This window comes from Burkholderia sp. AU44665 (assembly GCF_030504405.1).
Lineage (GTDB): Bacteria > Pseudomonadota > Gammaproteobacteria > Burkholderiales > Burkholderiaceae > Burkholderia > Burkholderia semiarida.
In genome coordinates this window covers 13,892-38,274 of sequence record NZ_JAUJRI010000038.1, presented here as the reverse complement: position 1 = coordinate 38,274, position 24,383 = coordinate 13,892, and the positions used below count along the sequence as shown (strand labels likewise).

Annotated in this window: 26 protein-coding genes; 18 read left to right on the top strand and 8 right to left on the bottom strand. The window is 68.7% G+C overall.

Translation table 11 applies throughout. The annotated features are described in order from the left end of the window. The 3 genes from gspL to QZM15_RS33410 form a co-directional block, all read left to right on the top strand. Positions 1-732: type II secretion system protein GspL (gene gspL, locus QZM15_RS33420; RefSeq protein ID WP_302108005.1), on the top strand; the 732-nt coding region annotated here is incomplete at its 5' end. Continuing rightward, positions 729-1,235: a type II secretion system protein GspM gene (gspM, locus tag QZM15_RS33415; protein ID WP_054928223.1), complete on the top strand. Its 507-nt coding sequence runs from the start codon at positions 729-731 to the stop codon at positions 1,233-1,235. The genes gspL and gspM, both read left to right, overlap by 4 nt. Positions 1,236-1,271: 36 nt before the next feature. Next, complete coding sequence (locus tag QZM15_RS33410; RefSeq protein ID WP_302108007.1) at positions 1,272-2,060, top strand: type II secretion system protein N; 789 nt, start codon at positions 1,272-1,274, stop codon at positions 2,058-2,060. Between the two features lie 24 nt (positions 2,061-2,084). On the opposite strand, the gene QZM15_RS33405 is transcribed toward QZM15_RS33410, so the two are convergent. Together QZM15_RS33405 and QZM15_RS33400 are read right to left on the bottom strand one after the other, a co-directional pair. Beyond that, complete coding sequence (locus tag QZM15_RS33405; RefSeq protein WP_089464409.1) at positions 2,085-3,656, bottom strand: efflux transporter outer membrane subunit; 1,572 nt, start codon at positions 3,654-3,656, stop codon at positions 2,085-2,087. Positions 3,657-3,968: 312 nt separating this feature from the next. Continuing rightward, entirely contained in the window at positions 3,969-4,253 is a 285-nt protein-coding gene (locus QZM15_RS33400; protein ID WP_059638559.1) for a hypothetical protein, read from the bottom strand. 174 nt (positions 4,254-4,427) lie between these two features. On the opposite strand from QZM15_RS33400, the gene QZM15_RS33395 reads away from it, so the two are divergent. Beyond that, positions 4,428-4,916 (top strand): MarR family winged helix-turn-helix transcriptional regulator, encoded by a 489-nt coding sequence (locus tag QZM15_RS33395; protein ID WP_059580411.1) that lies wholly within the window; start codon positions 4,428-4,430, stop codon positions 4,914-4,916. A gap of 177 nt (positions 4,917-5,093) precedes the next feature. Further along, positions 5,094-6,656 (top strand): DHA2 family efflux MFS transporter permease subunit, encoded by a 1,563-nt coding sequence (locus QZM15_RS33390; protein WP_059580409.1) that lies wholly within the window; start codon positions 5,094-5,096, stop codon positions 6,654-6,656. Positions 6,657-6,728: 72 nt separating this feature from the next. On the opposite strand, the gene QZM15_RS33385 is transcribed toward QZM15_RS33390, so the two are convergent. Then, positions 6,729-7,655, bottom strand: coding sequence for a LysR family transcriptional regulator (locus QZM15_RS33385; protein WP_059580406.1), 927 nt, complete (start codon positions 7,653-7,655; stop codon positions 6,729-6,731). 141 nt (positions 7,656-7,796) lie between these two features. Between QZM15_RS33385 and QZM15_RS33380 the strand changes: the two genes are divergently transcribed. The 11 genes from QZM15_RS33380 to QZM15_RS33330 all read left to right on the top strand — a co-directional run bounded on the left by QZM15_RS33380 (position 7,797) and on the right by QZM15_RS33330 (position 19,097). Then, entirely contained in the window at positions 7,797-8,288 is a 492-nt protein-coding gene (locus QZM15_RS33380; RefSeq protein WP_302108004.1) for a CidA/LrgA family protein, read from the top strand. A 13-nt stretch (positions 8,289-8,301) separates the two neighbouring features. Further along, entirely contained in the window at positions 8,302-9,024 is a 723-nt protein-coding gene (locus QZM15_RS33375) for an LrgB family protein (RefSeq protein WP_059580404.1), read from the top strand. A gap of 211 nt (positions 9,025-9,235) precedes the next feature. After that, complete coding sequence (gene fliL, locus QZM15_RS33370; RefSeq protein WP_179231707.1) at positions 9,236-9,736, top strand: flagellar basal body-associated protein FliL; 501 nt, start codon at positions 9,236-9,238, stop codon at positions 9,734-9,736. 22 nt (positions 9,737-9,758) lie between these two features. Continuing rightward, complete coding sequence (gene fliM / locus QZM15_RS33365) at positions 9,759-10,757, top strand: flagellar motor switch protein FliM (RefSeq protein WP_059580399.1); 999 nt, start codon at positions 9,759-9,761, stop codon at positions 10,755-10,757. Further along, positions 10,750-11,238, top strand: coding sequence for a flagellar motor switch protein FliN (gene fliN, locus QZM15_RS33360; RefSeq protein WP_069618815.1), 489 nt, complete (start codon positions 10,750-10,752; stop codon positions 11,236-11,238). The genes fliM and fliN overlap by 8 nt, the downstream gene beginning before the upstream one ends. Next, a complete protein-coding gene (gene fliO, locus QZM15_RS33355) occupies positions 11,235-11,801 on the top strand; it encodes a flagellar biosynthetic protein FliO (protein WP_302108003.1) in 567 nt (188 codons plus the stop codon). The genes fliN and fliO overlap by 4 nt, the downstream gene beginning before the upstream one ends. Before the next feature lie 36 nt (positions 11,802-11,837). Beyond that, positions 11,838-12,599, top strand: coding sequence for a flagellar type III secretion system pore protein FliP (gene fliP / locus QZM15_RS33350; RefSeq protein WP_059580391.1), 762 nt, complete (start codon positions 11,838-11,840; stop codon positions 12,597-12,599). Between the two features lie 17 nt (positions 12,600-12,616). After that, positions 12,617-12,889 (top strand): flagellar biosynthesis protein FliQ, encoded by a 273-nt coding sequence (gene fliQ / locus QZM15_RS33345; protein ID WP_006401718.1) that lies wholly within the window; start codon positions 12,617-12,619, stop codon positions 12,887-12,889. A 28-nt stretch (positions 12,890-12,917) separates the two neighbouring features. Next, positions 12,918-13,700 (top strand): flagellar biosynthetic protein FliR, encoded by a 783-nt coding sequence (gene fliR / locus QZM15_RS33340; RefSeq protein WP_302108002.1) that lies wholly within the window; start codon positions 12,918-12,920, stop codon positions 13,698-13,700. A 352-nt stretch (positions 13,701-14,052) separates the two neighbouring features. Then, positions 14,053-16,071, top strand: coding sequence for a site-specific DNA-methyltransferase (locus tag QZM15_RS33335; protein ID WP_302108001.1), 2,019 nt, complete (start codon positions 14,053-14,055; stop codon positions 16,069-16,071). Continuing rightward, entirely contained in the window at positions 16,071-19,097 is a 3,027-nt protein-coding gene (locus QZM15_RS33330) for a type III restriction-modification system endonuclease (RefSeq protein ID WP_302108000.1), read from the top strand. Before QZM15_RS33335 ends, QZM15_RS33330 begins: the two co-directional genes overlap by 1 nt. Before the next feature lie 170 nt (positions 19,098-19,267). On the opposite strand, the gene QZM15_RS33325 is transcribed toward QZM15_RS33330, so the two are convergent. From QZM15_RS33325 to QZM15_RS33305, 5 genes are all read right to left on the bottom strand, one after another. Then, the gene (locus QZM15_RS33325; RefSeq protein WP_059580380.1) at positions 19,268-19,522 is read right to left on the bottom strand and encodes a hypothetical protein; all 255 of its coding nucleotides are present in this window, start codon (positions 19,520-19,522) and stop codon (positions 19,268-19,270) included. Positions 19,523-19,578: 56 nt separating this feature from the next. Beyond that, entirely contained in the window at positions 19,579-19,875 is a 297-nt protein-coding gene (locus tag QZM15_RS33320; protein ID WP_060008881.1) for a hypothetical protein, read from the bottom strand. 293 nt (positions 19,876-20,168) lie between these two features. Further along, a complete protein-coding gene (gene egtD, locus QZM15_RS33315; protein WP_059637965.1) occupies positions 20,169-21,182 on the bottom strand; it encodes an L-histidine N(alpha)-methyltransferase in 1,014 nt (337 codons plus the stop codon). After that, positions 21,166-22,389 (bottom strand): ergothioneine biosynthesis protein EgtB, encoded by a 1,224-nt coding sequence (gene egtB / locus QZM15_RS33310; RefSeq protein ID WP_059580370.1) that lies wholly within the window; start codon positions 22,387-22,389, stop codon positions 21,166-21,168. The genes egtD and egtB overlap by 17 nt, the downstream gene beginning before the upstream one ends. An 11-nt stretch (positions 22,390-22,400) precedes the next feature. Next, positions 22,401-22,625, bottom strand: coding sequence for a hypothetical protein (locus QZM15_RS33305; RefSeq protein ID WP_155644469.1), 225 nt, complete (start codon positions 22,623-22,625; stop codon positions 22,401-22,403). A 343-nt stretch (positions 22,626-22,968) separates the two neighbouring features. Here QZM15_RS33305 and QZM15_RS33300 point away from each other — a divergent pair, with 343 nt between their 5' ends. Both QZM15_RS33300 and QZM15_RS33295 read left to right on the top strand, forming a co-directional pair. After that, a complete protein-coding gene (locus QZM15_RS33300) occupies positions 22,969-23,445 on the top strand; it encodes a carboxymuconolactone decarboxylase family protein (protein ID WP_059580368.1) in 477 nt (158 codons plus the stop codon). Then, a complete protein-coding gene (locus QZM15_RS33295) occupies positions 23,445-24,326 on the top strand; it encodes a sigma-70 family RNA polymerase sigma factor (RefSeq protein ID WP_302107999.1) in 882 nt (293 codons plus the stop codon). Before QZM15_RS33300 ends, QZM15_RS33295 begins: the two co-directional genes overlap by 1 nt. The last annotated feature ends 57 nt before the right edge of the window (positions 24,327-24,383 follow it).

Genomic DNA, 24,383 nt, shown 5'->3' with positions numbered 1-24,383 from the left:
GGCGGCTTCCAGAGTTCGGTGTGGTCGCAGCTGTTCACGCTGCCGGCACGCTTCTGGACGGTCGGCCCGCAGCTCGCGGGCGGCGGCGCCATCGAACTGTACGAACTCGGCGAACCGGGCGCGGAGCCGCGGCTCGCGTCGGTCGGCCGCGCCGATGCGCCGCTGCTGCCGGGCGCCGCGCCGCTGTCGTTCGACACGTTCGCGCGCCGGGCGCTCGCCGAGCCATTCGATCTGTGCCAGTTCGAATTCGAATCGCAGCCGTGGCGCTTCGATCGCGCGACGCTCAAGCGCCTGCGCGTGCCGATCGCGCTGGCCGCGGCGACGCTCGGCGTCGCGGTGATCGGGATGAACCTGCACTGGTGGAAGCTGTCGCGCGAGCGCGATGCGCTGTCCGCGCAGATCACCGAGACGCTGTTGTCCGCGTTCCCGAAGACGACCACCGTGCTCGATCCGCCCGCGCAGATGCAGCGCCAGCTCGACCAGCTTCGGCTCGCTGCCGGCGAGCTGTCGCCGAACGATTTCCTCGCGCTGTCGAGCGGCTTGTCGCGCTCGATGGGCGCGTTGCCGCTGAACGGCATCGCGTCGCTCGACTATCACGACCGGCGGCTCGACGTCGGCTTCAAGCCGGAGGTCAAGGTCGATCCCGATTTCACGCAGCGCCTCGCGCGTAACGGACTGTCCGGCGAAGTCGACAGCAACACGGGCAAATGGACGATCCGGAGCCGCTCATGAAAACCGAACAACTGAACCAGACGCTCGCCCAGTTCTGGGGCGAACGCACGCCGCGCGAGAAGACGCTGCTCGGCTGGGGCGGCGCCGTGCTGGCGGTCGCGATCGCGTATTCGGTGCTGTGGTCGCCCGCGCAGGAAGGCCGCGCGCGGATCCAGCGCGAGCTGCCGGCGATGCGTCACGAACTCGCGCAGATGACCGCGCAGGCGAACGAGGCGAAGTCGCTGGCCGCCGCCGCGCAGGGTGTCGCGCCGACCGGCCTCGCGCTGAAGGATGCGCTGACCGCGTCGCTGTCCGACCACGGGCTGCAGGGCGCACAGGTGCAGATCGTCGGCAATGGCGTGCAGATCCAGATGAAGAACGTGTCGTTCCCGGCGTGGACCCAGTGGCTCGACGATGCGCGCCGGCAATTCAAGGTGCAGGTCGGCGAGGCGCATGCGACGGCGCTGAAGGAGGACGGCCAGGTCGACCTGACGGCCGTGATGCAACCTTCCGTCCAGAAATAGATGACGGCAGTGGATGACGCATACGAAGGCCGGCCGATGCGGCCGTGGGCGAGACGGCTCGTCACCGTATTGCCGTGGGTGCTGGCAGGTGGTCTGGCGACGGCGGTGACGCTCGTCGCGCTCGCGCCGGCCGCATGGATCGCGCCGCAGTTCGCGCGTGCGACCGGCGGCCACGTGAATCTCGTCGATCCGGAAGGCTCGCTGTGGCACGGCTCGGGCACGCTGATGCTCGCGCCGGGCGCCGACCGGAGCGCGGCGACGCTGCTGCCGGGCCGGGTCGAATGGACCACCCGCTTCTGGCCGTTGCTGACCGGGCGCGTGCAGATGCGCATGCGGCAAACCGAAGCGATGCCCGATGCGGTCACGCTCGATGCGACATGGCGCGGCGCGGTGCTGTCGGCGGGCGCGATGGCGGTGCCGGCGTCGCTGCTCACGGGGCTCGGCACGCCGTTCAACACGCTCGATCTGCAGGGCGACGTGCGGCTCGCCTGGAGCGACTGGCGGCTCATCGGCAGCAACGCGTTCGGCCAGCTGACGGTGACGATCGATTCGATGAGTTCGCGCGTGTCGCGCGTGAAGCCGCTCGGTTCGTACCGCGCGGTATTGCAGGCGAAGGGCGCGGGCGCCGATCTCGACCTGTCGACGACGCAGGGCCCGCTGTTCCTCGACGGGCACGGCAGCTTCGGCCCCGGCCAGGGATCGTTCCGCGGGACCGCGCACGCGGCGCCCGAGCAGCAGGCGAACCTCGCCGGGCTGCTGAACCTGCTCGGCCACCCGATCGGCAACAACCAGGTTTCGCTGATCTTCGGCGACGCGCAGCGCTGAACGCGCGCGTCGCCCGCTTCCCTTCTACTTCTGCGCGAGCGGCGCGGCGGCCGACGGTGCGGTGGCCGCGGGCGCGGCCGCACCGGACGCCGGCAAAGGCGCCGGCGCCGCCATGCCGCCGTTCTCGCGCGCCATTTCCGATACGTTCCAGCCGCCGCCGAGCGCCTTCACGAGCCCGACCGACGACACCATCCGCTGCCCGGCGATCGTCGCGAGCTTCTGCTGCGCGGTGAACGCGGTGGTCTGCGCGGTCAGCACGTTCAGGTACGCGACCGTGCCGGCCTTGTACTGGTTCGTGACGATCGCGAGCGCGTGCTCGGCGCTGTCGACGGCTTGCCGCTGCACGTCGATTTCCTGCGCGAGGATGCGCTGCGACGCCAGGTTGTCCTCCACGTCCTGGAATGCGGTGAGCACCGCGAGACGATAGGCGGCGACGTCCTGGTCGTAGGTCGCGCGCGCGGCGTCGGTCTGCGCGGCGCGCAAGCCCGCGTCGAACAGCGTGGCCGCGAGCTGCGGGCCGACCGTCCAGAAGCGTGCCGGCAGCGTGAACAGCTGCGACCACACCGAACTCTGGAAGCCGCCGCTGGCCGACAGCGTGAGCGTGGGGAAGAACGCCGAGATCGCGACGCCGATCTGCTCGTTCGCGGCCGCCGCGCGGCGCTCGGCCGCCGCGACGTCGGGCCGGCGCTCGAGGATCGTGGACGGCACGTCGACCGGCGTGACCGGCGGCTCGGCCGCGAGCGGGTTCGGCGGCAGCGAGAAGGTCGACGCGGGCTCGCCGATCAGCGTCGCGATCGCATGCTCGTACTGCGCGCGGGCGACGCCGTTGTCGATCTGCGCGGCCTGCGCGCTCTGCAGCTGCGTCTGCGCCTGAATCACGTCCGCGCGCGCGGCGACGCCCTGCGCGTACTGGTTCTGCGTGAGCTGCAGCGACCGTTCGTACGATTTCACGGTGTCGTCGAGCAGCTTTTGCAGCGCGTCGGACGTGCGCAACTGGAAATAGGTCTGCGCGAGCAGCGCCTGCTGCGACAGCCGCGCGTTCGCGAGATCGGCCGCGGCGGCCGCTTCGCCGGCACGCTGCGCGCTGACGGTGCGGCTCACCTTGCCCCATAGATCGGGCTCCCAGCTGGCGTCGAGGCCGACGCTGTAGCTGTTGTTGATCGATCCGGTCGACCCGCTGCCGAAATTCGACGACGAGCCCGACGACAGCGACGTGCGCGGCGTCCGCGCGCGCGAGCCCGATGCGCTCAGCCCGACAGTCGGGAAATACGCGGCGCGCGCCTCGGTGACGAGCGCGCGCGCCTGCCGGTAGGCGGCGGCCGATTGCGCGATGGTCTGGTTCGACGCGTTGAGCTTGCCGATCAGCGCATCGAGCTGCGGATCGTTGTAGACCGTCCACCACGCGCCGCGATCGGCCCGATCGGCGGGCTGCGCGACTTTCCAGCCGGCCGGCGCTTCCTTGAAGGCGGCGGGAATCGACGTGTCGGGCCGGTGATAGTCGGGCCCGACGGCGCAGCCGGCGAGCAGCACGGCCGTCGCAATGGCGACGGCGGCGCTCAGCGGGCGAACGGCGCGCGGGAGGGAAGCGTACGGCATGGTGGTTTTCCTGTCTGGGCGCGACGGCCGGCGAGCGGCGCCGCGCGATGCGGTCATGCGGTGCGGTCGTTGGCCGCTGGCGGACAAATGGTAACTGACGGCGGGAAAGCCGCGCAGCCCTAAGGGTACGGTGGGCGGCGGCCCGGATGTGTTACCGGCGCGGGCGGCCGGTTTACCGGCCATTACGGCCGGCTTGCGGGAAAACGGGCGTGCGAATGGACATCCAACGGACGGACGGCAGCGGTAGCGCGCGACGCGGCCGGCGATCGGGCGGGACAGTGTGGAAAGCGGGCGCGCGGCGGCGTCAGTGTGTCAGTGGCAGCGCACGGGCACCGCGACGGGTTTGGCGGCGGCCGGCCATGTCGACGGCTCCGTCGCGGCCGGCTGGCTCGTGCGGCGGGCGCCGCCCTTCGCGTTGCGCTGCCGGCGATGATCGAACCATGCGAACCCGAGCGCCGCGAGCGAGCCGCCAGGCACGACCAGCATCGTCACGTACAGCGCGATCTTCCAGCCGCGGTGCGGCCCGGAGAACACATGATGAGCGGTATCGGTCAGGTTGCGGCGCAGCGCGCCGGCGGCATTTTTCAGGAACAGCATCGCGAACATCCTCGGGTGCCCGGCAGTGCGGGCCAATCGGTCAGAACATAGTCTCCGGCGGTGCAACATGCACGTCGTAACTGGTTGACTTAAATAATATTGACTAAGCAATCATTTTTCAAGATACTGGGCGCGTTTTAACCCGAAACGCACTATTGCTGCGCGCGCAATCGTATGACCGGCGGCCTCTACGATCCCGAGAACATCGCGCTGGAAACGAGCCTCGGCTATTACCTGTCGAAGGCGAAGCAGGCGCTCGTCGAGCGGATGGATCGCGCGCTCGAGCCGCTCGACCTCACCGCGCAGCAGATCGGCGTGATCCTGCTGCTGTCGCGCGGTTACGCGCGCACGCCGTTCGAACTGTCGCGCAAGATGTCGTACGACAGCGGCTCGATGACGCGCATGCTCGACCGGCTCGAACGCAAGGGGCTGATCGCTCGCGCGCGCAGCGAGCAGGACCGCCGGATGATCGAGCTGACGCTGACCGACCGCGGCATCGAAGCCGCCCGCGCGCTGCCGTCGCTCGTCGCGACCGTGCTCAACGCGCAGCTCGAGGGCTTCTCGGCCGACGAACTCGCGACGCTCACCGGCCTGCTGCAACGCTTCATCGCCAACGGGCCCGGCTCGACCGGCTGCCCGAAGCCCGACGAACCCGACTGCTGATGCACGCGGAGCCCCCATGTCGCAGTTAAACATTCGCTTATTTCTCTGTCTGGGCAGAAGATGACAAGGCACCCGCTCCGCTTTTCCCCTTTTTCCTTCCACCCGGCCGGGCCGCGCTGCGTCGCGCGTCCGTGCGTTGTGCCGGCGCGCCGCGCGCGCCGCGTCTAGGAGATTCCGATGTCCGCCACCACGGCATCCGCCCCCTCCCCCGCCGCCGAACCGGCGCCGCTGACCGGCGGCGCGCTCGCGCTGCTCACCGTCGGGCTCGCGCTCGGCACTTTCATGGAAGTGCTCGACACGTCGATCGCGAACGTCGCGGTGCCGACCATCTCGGGCAGCCTCGGCGTCGCGACGAGCGAAGGCACGTGGGTGATCTCGTCGTACTCGGTCGCGTCCGCGATCGCGGTGCCGCTCACCGGCTGGCTCGCAAGGCGGGTCGGCGAAGTGCGCCTCTTCACGCTGTCGGTGCTCGCATTCACGATCGCGTCGGCGCTGTGCGGCCTCGCGTCGAACTTCGAGACGCTGATCGCGTTCCGATTGCTGCAGGGCCTCGTGTCGGGGCCGATGGTGCCGCTGTCGCAGACGATCCTGATGCGCAGCTACCCGCCCGCGAAACGCGGGCTCGCGCTCGGGCTATGGGCGATGACGGTGATCGTCGCGCCGATCTTCGGCCCGCTCCTGGGCGGCTGGATCAGCGACAACTACACGTGGCCGTGGATCTTCTACATCAACCTGCCGATCGGCGTGTTCTCGGCGACCTGCGCGTACTTTCTGCTGCGCGGCCGCGAGACGAAGACGACGAAGCAGCGGATCGACGCGATCGGCCTCGCGCTGCTCGTGATCGGCGTGTCGTGCCTGCAGATGATGCTCGACCTCGGCAAGGACCGCGACTGGTTCAACTCGTCGTTCATCGTCGCGCTCGCGCTGATCGCGGTCGTGTCGCTCGCGTTCATGCTCGTGTGGGAGGCGACGGAGAAGGAGCCGGTGGTCGACCTCACGCTCTTCAAGGACCGCAACTTCGCGCTCGGCGCGCTGATCATCTCGTTCGGCTTCATGGCGTTCTTCGGCTCGGTCGTGATCTTCCCGCTGTGGCTGCAGACGGTGATGGGCTACACGGCCGGCAAGGCCGGTCTCGCGACCGCGCCGGTCGGGCTGCTCGCGCTCGTGCTGTCGCCGCTGATCGGCCGCAACATGCACCGGCTCGACCTGCGGATGGTGGCGAGCTTCGCGTTCATCGTGTTCGCGGGCGTGTCGCTGTGGAACGCGACGTTCACGCTCGACGTGCCGTTCAACCACGTGATCCTGCCGCGGCTCGTGCAGGGCATCGGCGTCGCTTGCTTCTTCGTGCCGATGACGACGATCACGCTGTCGAGCATCTCCGACGAGCGGCTCGCGAGCGCGTCGGGGCTGTCGAACTTCCTGCGCACGCTGTCCGGCGCGATCGGCACGGCCGCCAGCTCGACGTTCTGGGAGAACGACGCGATCTACCACCATGCGCGGCTGTCGGAATCGGTGAGCGTCTATGCGCAGAACACGACCGATTACCAGGGCGCGCTCGCGCAGCTCGGCATCGTCGGGCAGACGGCCAATGCGCAGCTCAACCAGCTCGTCACGCAGCAGGGCTTCATGATGGCGACCAACGACTTCTTCCACCTGTCGGCGGGCGTGTTCATCGCGCTCGCGGCGCTCGTGTGGATCACGAAGCCGAAGAAGGGCGCGGGGCCGGCGATGGGGCATTGAGGGCCCGACGGGCGGCCGTCACGGCCGCCCTTTTTGTTTCACTGTCCGCTTCATCGCCCGGCGGCCCCACCCTCACTCCCGCGCTCGTAATCCCCCGAACGCCAGATCGTCGGCCGGCGCGAGCGGCAGCGTCGCCCGCGCGACGTCGAGCCACGCGCGCGCCGCGTGCGACAGGTAGCCCTTCTTCAGCCAGCCGAGCGCGATCGCCCACGTGATTTCCGGCTCGACGATCGGCCGGCACGTGAACTGGCCCGCGTCGAGCCGCCGGCAATACGGCTCGGGCAGCAGCGCGATGCCGACACCCGCATGCACGAGCGCGGCCATGAAATCCCAGTGGCCGCTGCGGCTCACGATCGACGGCGTGAAGCCGGCCTGCCGGCACGCATCGAGCACCGCGTCGTGCAGCGCGAGGCTTTCCGCATAGAACACGAACGATTCGCGCGCGAGATCCGCGAGCGGCACGGCCGTGTGATCCTCCCAGCGCGACTCGCGCGGCGCGACGAGCCACAGCGGCGCGCGCACCATCGGCAGCCGCTCGAACGTGCCGGGATCGACCGGCTCCAGCAGCCCGCCGAGCTCCAGCTCGCCCGACGTCAGCGCGGCCTCGATCATCCGCGCGCCCTGCTCGAACAGCTTCAGCTCGATGTTCGGGTAGCGCTGCTTGTACGCGGCGATGATCGGCGTGAACAGCGAGCCGCCGAGCGGCGGAATGCCGATCGTCAGCTCGCCGCGCCCGAGCGTGCCGAGATCGTTCAGCTCCGACTGCAACTGCGCCTGCGCGGCGAGCACGTCCTGGCCGCGCTGGAACACGATCCGCCCGGCGTCGGTCAGCACCATCTGCCGGCCGTCGCGCAGCAGCAGCGGCGAACCGATCTCGTCCTCCAGCGCCTTCACCATCTTGCTGATGGTCGGCTGCGTGACGAACAGCCTGTCGGCCGCCGCGGTGAAGCTCTGCTGGCGAACCACCTCGACGAAGTACCGCAGCGCGCGCAATTCCATCGATCACTCCCCACATTGGTGCAGCCACGTCAAAACGAATTCCGGATTGGAATGAGAAGGATAGAGACAAGTCATTTTATTTATGGTTAGGGGAAACCCTATACTGAGGCCATCGACAGAAACATCCGTATGGAGCCCGCCATGAACCAGCCGACCGCCACTGCCGCCGCCCGCTCCGCCGCTTCGGGCAGCCTCGCGCACACGGGCAGCCTCGCGCACACGGGCCGGATCGTGCTGCAGGCCGCCGCGCTCGGCGTGCTGTGGATGGCGGTCGACTGGGCCGTGCGCAAGGTCGGGCTGCCGATTCCGTCCGGCGTGATCGGCCTCGCGGTGCTCCTCGTGCTGCTGTTCTCGGGCCGCGTCGCACCGGCGTGGGTGAAGGACGGCGCGAACTGGCTGCTGTCCGACATGCTGCTGTTCTTCGTGCCGGCCGCCGTCGCGGCCGTGCAGTACGGCGGGCTGTTCCGCGAGGACGGCTGGCGCATCGCGCTGGTGATGCTCGCCGGCACCGCGTTCGTGATGGTCGCGGTGGCCGTCGCGGTCGATCTCGCCGCGAAGCTCGAACGCCGGCTCGCCGCACAACGCGTGTTCGCCGAGCGCCGCCGCGCGCGCCTGGGCGCCGTCGCCCACTGAGCCGGAGCCTTCCATGCTCGCCGCGCTATCGAACCTGCCCGCCGACCGCGTGAATACCGCGATCTCCGTCGGCTGCTTCGTGCTGACGGTCGTGCTGTATTTCGCGTCGAAGCGGCTCTACGCGTACAAAAAGACGCTGCTGTTCTCGCCGCTCGTGTTCGTGCCGGGCGTGCTGGTGCTGCTCGTGCTGCTGACCGGCATCCCGTATTCGGTCTACTTCCGCGACACGCGCTGGCTGATGTGGCTGCTCGGCCCGGCGACGATCGCGTTCGCGGTGCCGATCTACGAATACCGCGACCTGATTCGCCGGCACTGGCTGTCGTTGTCGGTCGGCGTCGCGGTCGGGATCGCCGCGGGCGTGTGCGGGTCGCTGCTGCTCGCGAAGCTGCTGCATCTGTCGCCCGAGCTGCAGCGCTCGCTGATGACGCGCTCGGTGTCGACGCCGTTCGCGCTCGCCGTGTCGGACAAGATTCACGCGCCGAAGGACCTCACCGCCCTCTTCGTGATCGCGACCGGCATCTGCGGAATGCTGCTCGGCGAGCTCGTGCTCGCGCTCGTGCCGATGCGCACGCGGCTCGCGCGCGGTGCGCTGTTCGGCGCGGCCGCCCATGGCGTGGGCACCGCGAAGGCACGCGAGATCGGCAGCGAGGAAGGCGTCGTGTCGAGCCTGACGATGATGATCGCGGGCGTCGCGATGGTGCTGATCGCGCCGCTGCTCACGCTGCTGCCGATCTGACGTCCGACGGGCAGGCGCCGCCGCCTGCCCTTTTCTCCGCGCGGCCGGTTCCGCCCCGCTGGGCCGCCTGCGCCGCCGTTGCCCCCTGCATCGAGCCGGCGCCGCGCCGACAATCGGCTGAGATAGCCGCAATTCCCCCCTCTTTTCCGCCCATCGGCCTCGGCCCGGATGCCGAACAATGCATGCTACGAGACATCACGCACGCATTCACATGGCCACGACCGCAACCCCGACCGCCGACAAGCCGGCTTCCTCCGGCAAGTTCAAGCGCATCGCGCTCATCGCCGTCATCGCGCTGGGCGCGGCCGCCGCCGCCGCCGGCGGCATGTACGTGTTCCTGGGCAAGGCAGGCGTCGGCCACGCGAGCGCGCCCGCCGAGCCGGCGCCGCTTGCCGCGCCGGTGTTTTTCCCGCTCGATCCGATGACGGTGAACCTGCAGTCCGACGACGGCGTGCAGCACTACCTGCGCGTGGGCCTGTCGCTGAAGCTCACCGACCCGAAGGCGCAGGAGCAACTGACCGCGCGGATGCCGGAAATCCGCAGCCGGATCCTGCTCGCGCTGTCGAACAAGCATCCCGAGGAGCTCGCGACGCCGGACGGCAAACGTTCGCTCGCGAACGAGCTGCGGGAGCTGATCGCGCAGCCGACGCAGCCGGGCAACCAGCGCGCGAAGGTCGACGAGGTGCTGTTCACCGAATTCGTCGTCCAGTAACGCGGCCGCGAAAGGAGCGCGTATGGGTCACCAGGAGTTCATGTCCCAGGAGGAGGTCGATGCCCTCCTCAAGGGCGTCACGGGCGAAACCGATGCGGTCGACGAGCAGCGCGACACGTCGGGCGTCCGTCCCTACAACATCGCGACGCAGGAGCGAATCGTCCGCGGCCGGATGCCCGGCCTCGAGATCATCAACGACCGCTTCGCGCGCCTGTTGCGGATCGGCATCTTCAACTTCATGCGGCGCACGGCGGAAATCTCCGTCAGCCAGGTGAAGGTGCAGAAGTACAGCGAATTCACCCGCAACCTGCCGATCCCGACGAACCTGAACCTGGTGCACGTGAAGCCGCTGCGCGGCACGTCGCTGTTCGTGTTCGACCCGAACCTCGTGTTCTTCGTCGTCGACAACCTGTTCGGCGGCGACGGGCGCTTTCACACGCGTGTCGAGGGCCGCGATTTCACGGCCACCGAGCAGCGGATCATCGGCAAGCTGCTGAACCTCGTGTTCGAGCACTACACGACCGCGTGGAAGAGCGTGCGGCCGCTGCAGTTCGAATTCGTGCGCTCGGAAATGCACACGCAGTTCGCGAACGTCGCGACGCCGAACGAGATCGTGATCGTCACGCAGTTCTCGATCGAGTTCGGGCCGACGGGCGGCACGCTGCACATCTGCATGCCGTACTCGATGGTCGAGCCGATCCGCGACGTGCTCAGCTCGCCGATCCAGGGCGAGGCGCTCGAAGTCGACCGCCGCTGGGTGCGCGTGCTGTCGCAGCAGGTGCAGGCCGCCGAGGTCGAGCTGACCGCGAATCTCGCCGAGATCTCGGCGACGTTCGAGAAGATCCTGAACCTGCGCGCGGGCGACGTGCTGCCGCTCGAGATCGAGGACACGATCACCGCGAAGGTCGACGGCGTGCCGGTGATGGAATGCGGCTACGGAATTTTCAATGGTCAATATGCGTTGCGCGTGCAGAAGATGATCGGCGCGAGCGATTCGATGAAGGAAGGTGGATATGAGTGAGCTGAACCAGACGCCCGACGACGACATGCAGGCGATGGCCGATGCGGCCCTCGCGGCATCGGCCGCCGACGCGAAGGCGCCGGCCGCGGCCGACGAAGAGCAGGGCCTCGACGACTGGGCGGCCGCGCTCGCCGAGCAGAACCAGCAGCCGGTGCCGGCCGGGGCGACGGGCGCCGGCGTGTTCCAGCCGCTGTCGAAGGCCGCGGCGAGCTCGACGCACAACGACATCGAGATGATCCTCGACATCCCGGTCAAGATGACCGTGGAACTCGGCCGCACGAAGATCGCGATCCGCAACCTGCTGCAGCTTGCGCAGGGGTCGGTCGTCGAGCTCGACGGCATGGCCGGCGAGCCGATGGACGTGCTCGTGAACGGCTGCCTGATCGCGCAGGGCGAAGTCGTGGTCGTCAACGACAAGTTCGGTATTCGCCTGACCGACATCATCACGCCGGCCGAACGTATCCGTAAGCTGAATCGATGAACGTCGTGAAGCCAGGCCGCCGCGGATGCCGCGCGATTGCGGCGGCGCTTGCCGTCGCCGCGTCGCTCGCGTGCGCGCCGGCCGGCGCCGCCGACATGAACGCGGTGAACCACGCCGGTTCGATCGCGTCGAGCGTGACGGTCGGTTCGGCCGTGCCGTCGCTCGGCATCGGCGCGGTGCTGCAGACGCTCGTCGGGCTCGCGGTCGTGATCGGCCTCGTGTTCGCGTGCGCATGGCTCGCGCGCCGCTTCGGCTTCCAGCCCGCGCGGCGCGGCGGCCCGCTGAAGGTCGTATCGAGCGTCGGGCTCGGCGCGAAGGAAAGCGCGACGATCGTCGAGATCGGCGACACCTGGCTCGTGCTCGGCGTCGCGCCGGGCAACGTGCGCCTGCTGCATACGCTGCCGGCCGGTTCGGTGGCCGCAGTCGCGGGCCCGGCCGCGTCCGACGCGTCCGCCGGCGGCGCTTCGCCCGGCGCCGGCCTGCCCGGCACGTTCGGCTCACGATTTCGCGACGCGCTCGCGGGCGAAGCCGCGAAACGCCTCGGGCGCGGCAAGGACCGCTGACATGGCGCCACGCCCTCTTTCCGACTTCGCATTCCGATGAAACACGCCTTCCTGCGGCGCGCCGCGCGCGTCGCGCCCGTGCTGATCCTCTGTCTCGCCCCTGCACTCGCGTATGCGCAGGCGAACGGCCTGCCCGCGTTCAACGCGAGCCCGGGCCCGCACGGCGGCACCACCTATTCGCTGAGCGTGCAGACGATGCTGCTGCTCACGATGCTGTCGTTCCTGCCGGCGATGCTGCTGATGATGACGAGCTTCACGCGGATCATCATCGTGCTGTCGCTGCTGCGCCAGGCGCTCGGCACCGCGACGACGCCGCCGAACCAGGTGCTCGTCGGCCTCGCGATGTTCCTCACGTTCTTCGTGATGTCGCCGGTGCTCGACCGCGCGTACAACGACGGCTACAAGCCGTTCTCCGACGGCTCGATGCCGATGGAGCAGGCGGTGCAGCGCGGCGTCGCGCCGTTCAAGACCTTCATGCTGAAGCAGACCCGCGAGACCGATCTCGCGCTGTTCGCGAAGATCTCGAAGGCCGCGCCGATGCAGGGCCCCGAGGACGTGCCGCTGTCGCTGCTGGTGCCCGCGTTCGTCACGAGCGAGCTGAAGACCGGCTTCCAGATCGGCTTCACGGTGTTCATCCCGTTCCTGATCATCGACATGGTCGTCGCGAGCGTGCTGATGTCGATGGGGATGATGATGGTGTCGCCGTCCACCGTATCGCTGCCGTTCAAGCTGATGCTGTTCGTGCTGGTCGACGGCTGGCAGTTGCTGATCGGCTCGCTCGCGCAGAGCTTCACGTAAGCGGAGGAACACGCGCGATGACGCCCGAACAAGTGATGACGCTGGCGCACCAGGCGATGATGGTCGGCCTGCTGCTCGCGGCCCCGCTGCTGCTAGTCGCGCTCGCGGTCGGCCTCGTCGTGAGCCTGTTCCAGGCCGCGACGCAGATCAACGAAGCGACGCTGTCGTTCATCCCGAAGCTGCTCGCGGTGGCCGCGACGCTCGTGATCGCCGGCCCGTGGATGCTGACGACGATGCTCGACTACCTGCGGCAGACGCTGCTGCACGTCGCGACGCTCGGCGCCGGCTGAGCCGCGCGTTCGCCTGCCTTTTCCCGCGATGTTCTCGGTCACCTACGCGCAGCTCAACGGCTGGCTGACGGCTTTCCTGTGGCCGTTCGTGCGGATGCTCGCGCTCGTCGCGACGGCGCCGATGGTCGGCCACGCGGCGGTGCCCGTGCGCGTGAAGATCGGCGTCGCCGCGTTCATGGCGCTGATCGTCGCGCCGACGCTCGGCGCGATGCCGGACGTCACCGTGTTCTCCGCGCAGGGCATCTGGATCGTCGTCACGCAGTTCCTGATCGGCGTAGCGATGGGTTTCACGATGCAGCTCGTGTTCGCGGCCGTCGAAGCGGCCGGCGACTTCATCGGGCTGTCGATGGGGCTCGGCTTCGCGACCTTCTTCGATCCGCACTCGAACGGCGCGACGCCCGCGATGGGCCGGTTCCTGAACGCGGTCGCGATGCTCGCGTTCCTCGCCGTGGACGGCCACCTGCAGGTATTCGCCGCGCTCGCCGCGTCGTTCCAGTCGCTGCCGGTGTCGGCCGACCTGCTGCACGCGCCGGGCTGGCGCACGCTCGCCGCGTTCGGCGCGACCGTGTTCGAGATGGGGCTGCTGCTGTCGCTGCCGGTGGTCGTGGCGCTGCTGATCGCGAACCTCGCGCTCGGCATCCTGAACCGCGCGGCGCCGCAGATTGGCATGTACCAGATCGGCTTTCCCGTCACGCTGATCGTCGGGTTGCTGCTCGTGCAACTGATGGTGCCGAACCTCGTGCCGTTCGTGTCGCACCTGTTCGACATGGGGGTCGATGCGATGGGGCGGGTGCTGATCGGGTGGCGGTAGGCGCCCTGTCGACCCACGTCGATGCTCTTTCGCGTCATTCGGGCGGGACTCGTCCCCTCCCGCCGCGACTCTCCCTGCGGCACGCCGGGGTTCGGCGCCGACCGTGCCCCTTTTTTCGTCCTTTCCGCGGCGCCGTCGAATGCCCGCCGCCCGACCGCCCCGTGCCACAACCGGCCCGACCCCGCTTGCGCCCCGTCCGGCGGGCAATCGCGGCCGATGCCCGCACGTTCGGCTCACATCGGCGCTTGACCTCGGCCGACCGACTCGCTAGCGTTTCGGGTTTGCCCCGGGCGGCCGTTGCCGCCGGTGCCGTGAGCGCGCCCGACGTCCTGGCGCGCACGGCCGGGCTCCGATGGAAAAGACGATGCACAAACTCGATGCGGCCAGCCCGCAGGCGATGTCGACGGATTTCACCGCCGACAACGTCGCGCGCCTGAAGGCGCTGTTCCCCGAACTCGTGACCGAAGGCCCGCACGGCGCGTCGGTCGACGTCGACGTGCTGAAGGCGCTGGTCGGCGAACGCACGGTCGGCGACGCCGACGAGCGCTACGGTTTTCACTGGCACGGCAAGCGCGCCGCGCGCCAGGCCGCGCTCACGCCGTCGACGGGCACGCTGCGGCCGTGCCCCGACGACAGCGTCGCGTGGGACGACACGCGCCACCTCGTGATCGAGGGCGACAACCTCGACGTGATGAAGCTGCTGCACAAGAGCTACGCGGGCAAGGTGAAGGTCGTCTACATCGATCCGCCGTACAACACCGGCAACGATTTCGTCTATCCGGACGACTTCAGCGACAGCATCCGCCACTACCTGGCGATGACCGGCCAGACCGAAGCCGGCGTGAAGCGCAGCACCAACACCGAGGCGAACGGCCGGTTCCACACCGACTGGCTGAACATGATGTATCCGCGCCTGAAGCTCGCGCACGCGCTGCTGTCCGACGAAGGGCTGATCGCCGTGCACATCGACGAGCACGAAGTGCATGCGCTGGTGCTGATGCTGCGCGAGATCTTCGGCGAGGAAAACGAGCTCGGCGTGGCCGTGTGGGACAAGCGCAACCCGAAGGGCGACGCGCGCGGCATCGCGTACCAGCACGAATCGCTGGTGCTGTTCGCGCGCAACGCCGAGACGCTGCTCGAACGCGCGCCGCTCAAGCGCCCGAAGCGCAACGCGCAGCGCATGCTCGACGCCGCGCACGACGCCGTGTACCGCAGCGGCAACCCGAAGGACGCGCAGAAGGCGTACCGCGCGTGGATGAAGGCGCAGACCAACCTGTCCGGCGGCGAGGCGATGTACGACCGGCTGTCGGCGGAAGGCCGCGTGTACCGTCTCGTGTCGATGGCGTGGCCGAACAAGAAGAAGGCGCCGGAAGAATACTTCACGCCGCTGATCCACCCGGTCACCGGCAAGCCGTGCGCGATGCCGGCGCGCGGCTGGCGCAACCCGCCCGCGACGATGCAGGCGCTGATCGAGCGCGGCCAGATCGAATTCGGCCCGGATGAAACCACGCAGCCGCAGCGGATCTACTACCTCGACGAGAACATGTACGAGAACGTGCCGTCGGTACTGCCGTTCGCCGGCTCCGACGACGCGCTGCTGAAGGCGCTCGGCATCCCGTTCGACCTGCCGAAGCCGGTCGACTTCGCGGCCGCCGTGATCGGCTGGTGCACGCGCGGCGACGACATCGTGCTCGACTGCTTCGCCGGCTCCGGCTCGACGGGCCACGCGGTGATGCAGGTGAACGCGACCGACGGCGGCGCGCGCCGCTACGTCCTCGTGCAGCTGCCCGAGGCGCTCGACCGCCGCGACAAGACGCAAACCGCGGCCGCCGATTTCTGCGCGAAGCTGAAGAAGCCGCTGACGCTCGCCGAAGTGACGAAGGAGCGCCTGCGCCGCGCCGCGCAGCAGGTCGCGCGCGACTATCCGGAAAGCTATGGCGACCTCGGCTTTCGCGTGTACCGGCTCGACACGACCAACGTGATCGAGTGGGACCCGCGCCGCGACGACTTCGACCATGCGTTGTTCGCATCCGTCGAACACGTGAAGACCGGCCGCACCGAGGACGACCTGCTCGCCGAGCTGACGCTCAAGCTCGGCCTCGACCTGTGCACGCCGGTCGAGCACCACCAGGTGGCCGGCAAGACGGTGCACCTGATCGGCCGCGAGATCGTCGCGTGCTTCGATGCGCGCCTGTCGCGCGACGATGCGGGCCCGCTCGCCGACGGCATCGTCGACCTGCTCGATGCGAGCGGCGCGTCGCGCGACGTCACGTGCCTGTTCCGCGACAACGGTTTCGTCGACGACGTCGCGAAGCTCAATCTCGCCGCGCTGCTCGAACAGCACGGCGTGAAGCGCGTGCGGAGCCTGTGATGCGGCTGCATTTCGAAGCGGATCTCGACTACCAGCGCGAGGCGATCGACGCCGTCTGCGACCTGTTTCGCGGCCAGGAGTCGTATCGCGGCGATTTCAGCGTGCTCGCGAACGCCGCGCCCGGCACGACGGCCGCCGCGCAAGGCTCACTCGGCTTCGCGGTGTCGGAGCAAGGCGTCGGCAACCGGCTGTCGCTGACCGACGACGCGCTCGCGCGCAATCTCGCCGACGTGCAGTTGCGCGGCGGGCTGCCGCCGTCCGGCCTGCCCGGCTCGCGCGACTTCACCGTCGAGATGGAGACGGGTACCGGCAAGACCTACGTGTACCTGCGCACGATCTTCGAGCTGAACCGCCGCTACGGCTTCACGAAGTTCGTGATCGTCGTGCCGTCGATCGCGATCAAGGAAGGCGTGCACAAGACGCTGTCGATCACCGAGGATCACTTCCGCGCGCTGTACGCGGGCGTGCCGTACGACTACTTCCTGTACGACTCCGCGAAGCTCGGCCAGGTGCGCCACTTCGCGGCGAGCGCGGCGATCCAGATCATGGTGATGACGGTCGCCGCGATCAACAAGAAGGAAATCAACAATCTCTACAAGGACAGCGAAAAGACCGGCGGCGAGAAGCCGATCGACCTGATCCGCGCGACGCGGCCGATCGTGATCGTCGACGAGCCGCAGAGCGTCGACGGCGGCCTCGAAGGGCGCGGCCGCGAGGCGCTCGCCGCGATGGCGCCGCTCTGCACGCTGCGCTATTCGGCCACGCACGTCGACCGTCACCACATGGTGTACCGGCTCGATGCGGTCGACGCGTACGAGCGCAAGCTCGTCAAGCAGATCGAAATCGCGTCGGCGATCGTCGAGGATGCGCACAACAAGCCGTACGTGCGGCTCGTCGGCGTGTCGAACCGGCGCGGCGCGATCAGCGCGCGCGTCGAGCTCGACGTCGCGACGGCGGCTGGCGTGAAGCGCCAGATCGTGTCGGCCACCGACGGCGACGATCTCGAACGCCTGACCAGGCGCGCGCTGTACGCGGGGCTGCGGATCGGCGAGGTGCATGCGGTCAAGGGCGCCGAGTACGTCGAGCTGCGCCATCCGGATGGCGAGGCATTCCTGTCGCTCGGCGAGGCGTTCGGCGACATCGACACGCTCGCCGTGCAGCGCGAGATGATCCGCCGCACGATCCGCGAGCATCTCGACAAGGAGCTGCGCCTGGCCGAACGCGGCGTGAAGGTGCTGTCGCTGTTCTTCGTCGATTCGGTCGAGCGCTATCGCCGCTACGACGAGAACGGGATGCCCGTGAAGGGCGACTACGCGCTGATCTTCGAAGAGGAATATGCGCGCGCGGCGCGCGTGCCGGCCTACCGTGCGCTGTTCGACGGCGTCGACGTCGCGCTCGAGGTCGAGCGCGCGCACAACGGCTACTTCTCGATCGACCGCAAGGGCGGCTGGACCGACACGAGCGAAAGCAGCGCGGCGGCCCGCGAGAACGCGGAGCGCGCGTACGGCCTGATCATGCGCGAGAAGGAGGCGCTGCTGTCGTTCGACACGCCGCTGAAGTTCATCTTCTCGCACTCGGCGCTGAAGGAAGGCTGGGACAACCCGAACGTGTTCCAGATCTGCACGCTGCGCGACATCCAGACCGAACGCGAGCGCCGCCAGACGCTCGGCCGCGGGCTGCGTCTCGCCGTCGACCAGGACGGCGAGCGCGTGCGCGATCCGGGCGTGAACACGCTCACCGTGATCGCGACCGAGCGCTACGAGTCGTTCGCCGAGAACCTGCAGAAGGAAATCGAGGCCGATACGGGCATTCGCTTCGGGATCGTCGAGGAACACCAGTTCGCGGCGCTGCCGGTGCAGGAAGACGACGGCCCCGCGCATGCGCTCGGCATCGAGCTGTCGCGCGTGCTGTGGAACCATCTGCACGAGCAGGGCTACATCGACGCGCAGGGCAAGGTGCTCGATCGGCTGAAGGATGCGCTGCGCCAGAGCGCGCTCGTGCTGCCGGACGCGTTCGAGCGGCTGCGCGCACCGATCGTCGCGACGCTGCGCAAGCTGTCGGGTCGCTTCGCGGTGCGCAACGCCGACGAGCGCCGCGCGATCGCGTTGCGGCGCGACGCGTCAGGCAAGGCCGTCGTGTTCGGCGAGGATTTCCGCGCGCTGTGGGACCGCATCCGCCATCGCACCGTGTACCGCGTCGAGTTCGACAACGCGAAGCTGGTGCGTGATTGCACGGCCGCGTTGCGCGACGCGCCGGACATCGCGCGGGCGCGGCTGCAGTGGCGCAAGGCCGAGATCGACATCGGCAAGGCCGGCATCGAGGCGATCGAGGTGGCCGGCGCCGGCACGGTGCTGCTCGACGAAGGCGAATTGCCGCTGCCTGACCTGCTCACCGAGTTGCAGGACCGTACGCAGCTCACGCGCCGTTCGCTCGCGACGATCCTCGCCGACAGCGGCCGGCTCGACGATTTCCGCGTGAATCCGCAGCAGTTCATCGCGGTGGCGGCCGACGCGATCAACCGCTGCAAGCGGCTCGCGCTCGTCGCGGGCATCGCGTACCGCAAGCTCGGCGAGCGCCACGTGCATGCGCTCGAATCGTTCGAGAGCGAGGCGCTGACCGGCTATCTGCGCAATCTGCGGCTCGACGCGCGCAAGTCGATCCACGAAGCGGTCGTGTGCGAGACGGACGCCGAACGCGCGTTCGCCGATGCGCTCGAAGCGCACGACGGCGTAAAGCTGTACGCGAAGCTGCCGGCGTGGTTCCGCGTGCAGACGCCGCTCGGCAGCTATCACCCGGACTGGGCCGTACTTGCGGAGCAGGATGGCGGCGAGCGGCTGTACTTCGTCGTCGATACGCCGAATACGGACGGCCACGTGCCGAGCGAGCACGAGCGCGCGAAGCTCGCGTGCGGCGAAGCGCATTTCCGTGCGCTGGCCGATGGCGACGGCGCGGCGCGCTTCGTGCGCGTCAGGCACGTCGACGCGCTGTTCGAACCTGCGGCGCCGCTGGCAGGCGCGAGGCGGTGAGACAAAGGGCGGCGACGAGTCGCCCTTTTTTGTCGGCGTGGCCGGGCCTTTATCGATCGCGCCACGCACGATGCGTGCGCACGCATTCGTCGGTTCAATCCGGGGCGTGCATGAACGCGGCAACGAAGCACCGGCGCGACGCCACGGCATCGCGCCGGCGGCGAGGTCGCTTACTGCGCCGGCTGCATGCCCTGCGCGGCGGCCTTGTGCTGCGCGGCCTGCTCTTGCGCCTGCTTCTTCGCCATGTGATGACCGACGATACAGCCGCCGACCGCGCCGACCACCGCGTGGTGCCCCGCGTAGTGGCCAGCCACACCGCCGACCACCGCGCCCTTCATGCAGCCCGCCGCGTGCGCGCTGCCGATCGTTGCGAGCGCAACGACCGCGGCGGTTGCATACCGTCCGATGTGCCGGATGGAATTCATGCGATCACTCTCCTCGTGTTGTCGTGATCGGTGTTCGCGCGAGCGGGTCGCCGCGCTCAGTCCCAACGGCCGCGCCAGCCGCCACCGTCACGCCAGGCGCGCTCGCGCCACTCGTGTTCGCGCCATTCACGGCGGCGCCACTCGCGTTCACGCCATTGACGCGCACGCCAGTCATCGCGATAGCCGACCGGCGCGTACATCACCGGCGGAGGCGGCGCCACGTAGACGGGCGCCGGCGCCGCATAGGCGGGCACACCGATGCCGACCGACAGGTCGACGTGGGCCGAGGCGACGCCCGAAGCTGCCAGCGCCGCTACACCGAGAACTGCACCGAGAATAAGTTTCTTGCTCATTTCGCGACTCCCTGCACGTGTCGTGCGTCATGTGACTACGGTTCGGAGTCTAGGCACCGTGCGCCGACACAGGTGAAACGGGTATGCGAGACAGGTAACGGACGTTTACGGGTGCCCGCAAAGCCTTGTGGAACAAGGAAGAGACGGTATTCCACACACCGTTGCGGCGATGCATCGGGCCGGTAAAAAGGGGATTTTCGGCACGAAACCGGGCAACGGGATCGAACCCGCCGGTGTGCATGGCGAGCGAACCGCCCTCACCCTGCGGCGCGAGCGGTTCGTGGCGGCGCGCGTTACGCGCGGATATCGTCGACGCTGCGCAGCCAGTGCACGCTGAACAGGTTGTCCGCGTCGGTCCACACGGTATCGGGTTCGAACCCGGCGCGGCGCGCGATCGCACGAAAGCCGTCGATCGTGAACTTGTGCGAGTTTTCCGTGTGGATGCGCTCGCCGGCCTCGAAGCGGAACGCGTGGCCGCGCACGTGCACGGTCTGCGCGACGTCGCTGACGAGATGCATCTCGATGCGCTGCCGCTCGCGGTCGTAGAACGCGCAATGCGAGAACGCATCGACGTCGAAATCCGCGCCGAGCTCGGCATTCGCACGCGCGAGCAGGTTCAGGTTGAACTGCGCGGTCACGCCCTGCGCGTCGTTGTACGCGCGGTGCAGCGTGCGCTCGTCCTTCACGAGATCGACGCCGACCAGCAGGCCGCCGCCCCGCAGCAGCCGCGCCGCGTCGCGCAGGAACGTGTCGGCCTCTTCCGGCGAGAAGTTGCCGATCGTCGAACCGGGAAAGAAGCCGATGCGCCGCCGCGGCGTGTCCGTCAGCGCGGCCAGTTGCTCGGCCTTCGTGTAGTCGGCCGCGAGCGGCGCGACGTCGAGCCACGGATAGGCCGCCCGCAGCCGCGCGGCCGCGCCGTGCAGGTAGTCGGCCGAGATGTCGACCGGCACGTAGCGCGCCGGCGCGTTCGCGTAGTTGCCCGCGAACGCGTCGAGCAGCACGCGGATCTTCTCGAGCGAACCCGCGCCGAATTCGACGATGTCCGCATGCGGGCCGACGCGCCGCACGATCTCGGCCGCGCGATCGCGCAGGATGCCGAGCTCCGTGCGCGTCGGGTAGTACTCGGGCAACTCGCAGATGCGGTCGAACAGCGCGGAGCCGGCCGCATCGTAGAAGTATTTCGGCGGAATGCTGCGCGGCGTGCGCGACAGTCCGTCGATCAGGTCGCGCTCGAACGCGCTCGGCCGCGAATCGCGGGCGGGTTGCAGGCCACCGCTCGTGGCCGTCAGATCAGACGTCTCGCGCAAGTCGCACCCCCGTGAATTGCCAGCGTGCCGCCGGCGGAAAGAAATTGCGGTACGTCGGCCGTTCATGCCCCGGCGGCGTCGCGATGCTGCTGCCGCGCAGGACCTGCTGGCCGACCATGAACTTGCCGTTGTATTCGGCAGCTACCCCGGCGAGCGGCCGAAAGCCCGGATACGGCTCGTACGACGAACGCGTCCACTGCCAGACGTGCCCGAGCATCTGCCGGATGCCGTCGGCCGCGAACGCGGTTTCCCACTCGAATTCGGTCGGCAGCCGTGCGCCGGCCCATTCCGCGTACGCGGCCGCTTCGTAGAAGCTCACGTGGCATACCGGCGCGTCGGGCGCGAGCGGCTCGACGCCGTGCAGGCCGAACGTGCGCCGCACGCGCGTGGCGGCCGCATCGTCATCGTCCGGCATCCAGTACGCGGGCCCCTGCCACCCTTCCCGCTGCACCGTCGCCCAGCCGTCGGACAGCCAGAACTCGGGGCGCGTATAGCCGCCGTCGGCGATGAACGCCGCGAATTCCGCGTTCGTCACGAGGCGGTTCGCGATCTCGTACGGCCGTACGAGTGCCGTGTGACGCGGCCGTTCGTTGTCGAACGAGAACGTGTCGCCGTCGTGGCCGATCTCGACGAGCCCGCCTGGCTGGGGCAGCCAGCGCAGCACGCCGGCGTCGCCCGCGGCCATCGCGTCGCCGTCCGTCGCGTTGCGCGGCCGGAACGCCGGCTTCAACGGATTGCACGAGAACGCGTGCAGCATGTCCGTGACGATCAACTCCTGGTGCTGCTGCTCGTGATGCAGGCCGAGCACGAGCTCGGGTTCGATCGCGTCGAGTAGCGCCGCATCGGCGCTGGCCAGCGCGCGCAGCATCGCGTCGTCGACGTACTGCCGGTACGCGTGCACCTCGTCGAGCGACGGACGCGTGAGCAGCCCGCGCTGCGGCCGCGGATGGCGCGGGCCGAGCGCTTCGTAATAGGAATTGAACAGGAACTGGAAGGCGGCGTCGAACGGCGCGTAGCCGGGCACGCGGCGCATCAGCACGACGGTTTCGAAGAACCAGGTCGTATGCGCGAGATGCCATTTCGTCGGACTCGCGTCGGGCATCGACTGCACGGCCTGGTCTTCGGCGGACAGCGTCGCGGTCAACGCGACGCTATGGGCGCGCACGTCCTGGTAACGGCGCTGAAGCTGGGATGCAAGAAGGCTCATCGGTTTACCGTTCACGTCGCGATTCGCTGCGTTGCGTTGCCGGAAAAGGGAAAGCCTTGCGCGGATGCGCGCGGCTGACGTGCGATTTGCTGCTGCGTCGTCGGGCAGCCGGCGCGCGCGCCGGGCCGCGGATGCGGCGTCACTTCATCTGCCCGTGCAGAACAGTATGGTCCAGAAATGTGAACGTCGCGAATCGGATTTCGGATGAAACAAAGGCGAAAGAAAAATGAAAGCATGCGTGATGTCGGCATCGCCCGTGCAGCGGACCGTCGATGCCCTGTCGTGGTGGGGTTCGGCGACGGGGGCAATACGCGTGCCCGCCGCTGCATGCTGCTGACGCCCGGTGACACCCGCACGGCGTGCGTGAAAGGTCGATGGCGCGCGTGGGTCGGACGCGCGGCGTCCCGCGGACGATTCGTCAGTCGATATCGCGTTGTTCTCCGTGCCCCGCTCAACGCCTCTGCCCTTCGCTGGCCGCCGCTTTCTTCTCCGGCCGCAAAAAATTTTTTACGCCGATGTCACACGCGCGGGGGGCTCGCTCGTCATATCGGCGGAACCCACACGAAAGGAGAAGGAACCATGACTGCGAAACTCAATCCGTTTGCCGCCGCCCCCGCGTTGATGAAGCAATGGATGACCGTGTCGGTCGCCGCTGCCGGGAGCCTCGAGCCGACGCTGATCGAGCTGGTCAAGATCCGCGCGTCGCAGATCAATGCATGCGCGAACTGCCTTAACATGCACACCGTCGAGGCGCGCGAACAAGGCGAGACCGAGCAGCGCATCTACCTGCTGTCCGCGTGGCGCGAAGCGCCCTGCTACACCGACCGCGAACGCGCGGCGCTCGGCTGGACCGACGCGCTCACGCGGCTGTCGGAGGGCCACGCCGCGCACGAAGCGGCCCATGCGGCGCTGAACGACCATTTCAGCGAGGAGGAACAGGTGAAACTGACGGTGATGATCAACGTGATCAACGGCTGGAACCGGCTCGCCGTCGGCTTCGGGCTGTGGGTCGACCCGGCCGACGCGAAGGCCGCCGCCGCGAAGATGGTGGCTTGATGCCGAACCTCGACCCGGCCAGCGGCAACGCCGACGAACGGGCCGACGCGGCGGCGAGCTTCGATCCGCTGCGTCGCACGCTGATCCGCGTCGCGTACCGGATGCTCGGTTCCGTCGCGGATGCCGAGGACATGGTGCAGGAGGCGTTCATCCGCTGGATGGACGTCGACCGTACCGACGTGCGCGTGCCGGAAGCGTTCCTGCGCCGCATGGTGATGCGCATGTGCCTCGACCAGTTGAAGTCCGCGCGGTATCAGCGCGAGACCTATATCGGCCCGTGGCTGCCCGAGCCGGTCGTCGAGGAAGACGAACGGGACGACGTCACGCTGCCGCTGCTGCTTGCACTCGAACGGCTGTCGCCGCTCGAACGCGCGGCGTTCCTGCTGCACGACGTGTTCGGCGTCGAATTCGATGAAGTGGCCACGACGATCCGGCGCGATCCGGCCGCATGCCGGCAGCTCGCCGCGCGGGCCCGCACGCACGTGCGCGACGCGCGGCCGCGTTTTCATGTCGAGAAGCAGCGCGGGATCGAACTGGCCGAAGCGTTCTTCGCGGCGTCGCGCAGCGGCGACATGCGCGCGCTCGGCGCGATGCTTGCGGAGGATGTGAGCCTGCATTCCGACGGCGGCGGCAAGCGCGCGGCCGCCGGCAAGCCGGTGTTCGGCTTCGAGCTCGTGATGCGGGTGCACGCGCACCTGGCCGAGTTGTTCGAGACGCATGCGTCGAAGCTCGTGCGGGCCGGGTTCATCAACGGGCTGCCGGGGTTCGTCACGCTGGAAGCCGACGGCGAGCTGCAGACGACCGCGCTCGAGATCGACGACGGCAAGATCGTCGCGATCTATGTCGTGCGGAATCCTGATAAATTGAGGCATCTGCATTGAGCGTGCGCGGGTGGCGTGCGGGTTCAAGCGGCCACCCTGCCCGCTTTCTCGTTCGAT